The sequence below is a fragment of the Flavobacterium sp. genome, assembly GCF_025352425.1.
Taxonomy (GTDB): Bacteria; Bacteroidota; Bacteroidia; order Flavobacteriales; family Flavobacteriaceae; genus Flavobacterium.
Genome location: NZ_JANXTI010000038.1, coordinates 1 through 3,638 on the forward strand (window position 1 = coordinate 1; position 3,638 = coordinate 3,638).

Here is a 3,638-nt window from a genome sequence, read left to right on the forward strand (position 1 = left end):
ATCTTTTGAAGGATTTAAAACAAGAATTTTAGCTAAAATAACAGCATTAACTTTGGTTCAATATATCAATAAATTCATATTTGATAGACCAATAAACAATATTAAAAATCAAATTATTTAATTACACCCAACGGGTTAAACTAGTAAACTTTTTTTAATTCAATCGAATGAATCTTTATCTTACTTATCCAGTGTATTGTTGTTTCAAAATACACACAATAGAAAAAATCCTTGTTTTTAGTATTGATTGTTAAATTATTTATATTCATTGTTGTATTGTTTATCTTTGAAAACTTTTTGATCAATTTGTATTCCAAATCTAAAATTGCAGACAGCTGTCTTTTTATGATTTTTATCATTTGAGAAGGAAGTTAAAACAAGACACTTATGGGTTTTTTTAATAGTACTTCAAATGCTTCAAATCAATCTCTTTCCAAAGTAGGCTGGAGGCAGCTAACCGACTTAGGACAACTGAATGAAATCGTTTCAGAGTCAACAGACATGCCCGTTTTAATCTTTAAACACAGCACGCGGTGCGGCGTTAGCAGAATGATACTAAAACAGTTTGAAAATGAATTTGATCTGCACGAAGAAATTACACCTTATTTTCTAGACATATTAGCTTATAGAAGTTTGTCAAACGAAATAGCTAACCGGTTTGAAGTAGTGCATCAATCGCCACAGCTTATTGTTATTAAGGATGGCAAAGCAGTTTACAATGATTCGCATGAAAGTCTTGATGCTTCACAGTTAGAACAATTTATATAAAAATTAAAACCCCGTCTTTGGAACGAGACGGGGTTTCTTTTATCTTCTAAACTTATTCCTTGAAATAATATCTTTTAGCTTCTCTTTTAAGTCGTTTCCTGTATCAAAAACCATTTGCTCATTGCTTGGAAACGGAATGGATCTTCTGTCGAAATATTGATAATAATCGTCATCAGAAGCGCGTCTGTCGCCCTTATAAGTGGAATAAGTATTTGAGAAAACGAATTCACTCGCTAACGGAAAAGTATCTATTAGCTGATTGGTTTTAAAGTTAATATAATCCACTTTTGCGGTTACTTGACATGATTTTAGTTGGGAAAACTCATAGATTGTAATCCGGACAGTTCTCATATTATCTATCGTAACAGGATGTCCCAAACTGTCTTTCACGATATGACCTTGTGCATCCAGCAGGTTTTTGACACCATCCTTAATTTGTCTTTCATTTATGAATTGTCTTTCTTTTACCTGCTCTGGTGAGATATTTATTTGACGAAAGTTAACAATCAATCCATAATCATAGTCAATTCCTTTTTGACGGTTGCTGTGATATACTGTCCATTCGTCATTCAAACCATACGTACTGAAATCCAACAATTCATTCTCGAGGCGGATAGGGATCACCATATTGGTTTCGTTCTTGGTATAAACATTTACAAAATCAGTTCCTTTAAATTTGGCTTCCTCTGTTAATTTGGCAACATCCTTAAACCCGGGATTAATGTTTTCCAAATACACCAAATCATCATAGGCCCGGCGAATAACGATTTTGTCTTTGTTAATTAATAAAGCTTTGGAATTGTCATAAAGGAATTTTGACAATGAGTTTTTACTACTTACAATCTGATCAGTGTAATCATCAAAAGGGAAGATAGCATCGCGGCCTTCCTTTAGTAGCCTTAACGGAAGTAACGGACGAATCTCTTGCTGGCGGCGATTTAGCTGGACATAAGTTTCATATATTTTTTCTAAGTTCTGTGGATTGGCATCCTTAAACCAGGCGTTGATATCCTGCAAGTCGCGTTCCCTTGCTTTGGCAAACGCTTCTTCGAGCATGTAGACATAGTCCTGTTTTCCTTTAGCATTCTTATTGCTGCGTAGACCATCAACAGCATTTTTAATAGCACCGTCATAATCACCTGAACTCAACATGTTGCGGGTTTGTTTTACGCCACAGGATGTGATGATAAGAAATAAGGCAAGGAGTAAAGTAATTTTTTTCATTGGATTATTGGTTTATTGACAAAAATAGGAAAAACCGTTTGGTTTTGTCATGTTTTTAATGTTAAAAAGGCAAACAACTTTCGTGCCAAGTTGATAATCTTACTATTACTTCTTTTTAAGATAGTCCAGTTTTTTTAGCATGGCTTTTTCAGGATAAGCCAAAAATCGCGCCATCAACTTTTTGAAGGTCATCAAGGGAAAAGGGAAGTTGGATTTGTTCCGCCATATTGTTTAGTATGCATAAAAATGTAAGAATATCTCATATTAAATTAATTAAGCATGGTATTTTAACGAAAAAAGAACCAAAAATCTGATTAGAATGTTAATATTAATTAATTTTACTTTCTAAACCATAATACCTGAGCTATGAAAAAATCCTACTCTCTTATAACCGTTTTTATTTTTGCTTTACAAGCAATTTTTTCCGGACGATTAAATGCCCAATGCGTAACCCCAACAGGGTTGTCCGCGACTAATATTACTACTGCTGGGGTTTATCTGAATGCCAATTCTACGACTACCAGCGTAGCACAATATAATATCCGTTACCATACGTCTTTTAATACTACCTGGACGGTACTGGAGCACGTGATATTGCCTTATCAATTGGGAAACCTGAGCTGTAACACTGCCTACGAGTGGCAGGTGCAGCGAATTTGCGATCTTGTGGGAGGCACCACAAGTGTAAGCGACTGGTCAGTTGGCGCTGCCTTTACCACTGCTCAATGTACTACACCACCTCCGAGTCCGTGTCTTACGCCCACAGGACTGCTTTCTTATGATGTAACTCAGACGACGGCCTATCTGCATTTGGGTACAACTACGACCAATTCCATGCAATATAATATTCGTTATCACACTTCAGGAACTACTACTTGGACGATAGTGGAGCATGTAACCTTACCCTATCCGATAGGCAATCTAGCTTGTGGCACTACTTATGAATGGCAGGCCCAGTTGGTTTGCACCAGTTCGGCAACAGGGGTCATTATACCAAGCGATTGGTCAACAGGTGTAACTTTTACTACTGCACCTTGTACTATACCAACTTGCAACGCACCAACTGGATTAACAGCAACGAATGTGAGCCAGAGCGGAGCAACTTTATATTTATCTCCAACCTCAAGTAATACAGGGACGTTTAATATTCGTTATCTCTCAAGTACTAGCCCAAACTGGATAATCCTTGAACATGTTACCTTGCCTTATCAATTGGGTAATTTAGCTTGTAGTACTGTTTATGAATGGCAGGCACAATTGATTTGTACCTCTACCCCAGGCACAACCCTGACCACAGTTAGCCCTTGGTCAGCCGGAGGAGCGTTTACCACTTTGGCTTGTACTGTAACGCCTTGTAATGCACCAACAGGATTATCGGCAACTAATGTGGGTCAGACCGGAGCAACTTTATATTTAACTCCAACCTCAAATAATGTGGGAACGTTTAATATTCGTTATCACGGAGCTAATGTAACAACCTGGACAACGCTTGAACATGTTACTTTACCTTATCAATTGGGTAATTTAGCTTGTAGTACTGTTTATGAATGGCAGGCACAATTGATTTGTACCTCTACCCCAGGCACAACCCTGACCACAGTTAGCCCTTGGTCAGCCGGAGGAGCGTTTACCACTTTGGCTTGTAC

General features: G+C 37.3%; 3 protein-coding genes and 1 pseudogene. 3 read left to right on the top strand and 1 reads right to left on the bottom strand.

All coding sequences use genetic code 11. The annotated features are described in order from the left end of the window. Positions 1-121 (top strand): annotated as a pseudogene (locus tag Q0Q99_RS05550) (IS982 family transposase); the annotation flags it as partial. 266 nt (positions 122-387) lie between these two features. Next, positions 388-768 (top strand): bacillithiol system redox-active protein YtxJ, encoded by a 381-nt coding sequence (gene ytxJ / locus Q0Q99_RS05555; protein ID WP_293892661.1) that lies wholly within the window; start codon positions 388-390, stop codon positions 766-768. 39 nt (positions 769-807) lie between these two features. Here the strand turns inward: ytxJ and Q0Q99_RS05560 are convergent, their stop codons facing one another. After that, a complete protein-coding gene (locus Q0Q99_RS05560) occupies positions 808-1,992 on the bottom strand; it encodes a hypothetical protein (RefSeq protein WP_293892664.1) in 1,185 nt (394 codons plus the stop codon). A 366-nt stretch (positions 1,993-2,358) separates the two neighbouring features. Between Q0Q99_RS05560 and Q0Q99_RS05565 the strand changes: the two genes are divergently transcribed. Then, positions 2,359-3,638: hypothetical protein (locus Q0Q99_RS05565; RefSeq protein WP_293892667.1), on the top strand; the 1,280-nt coding region annotated here is incomplete at its 3' end.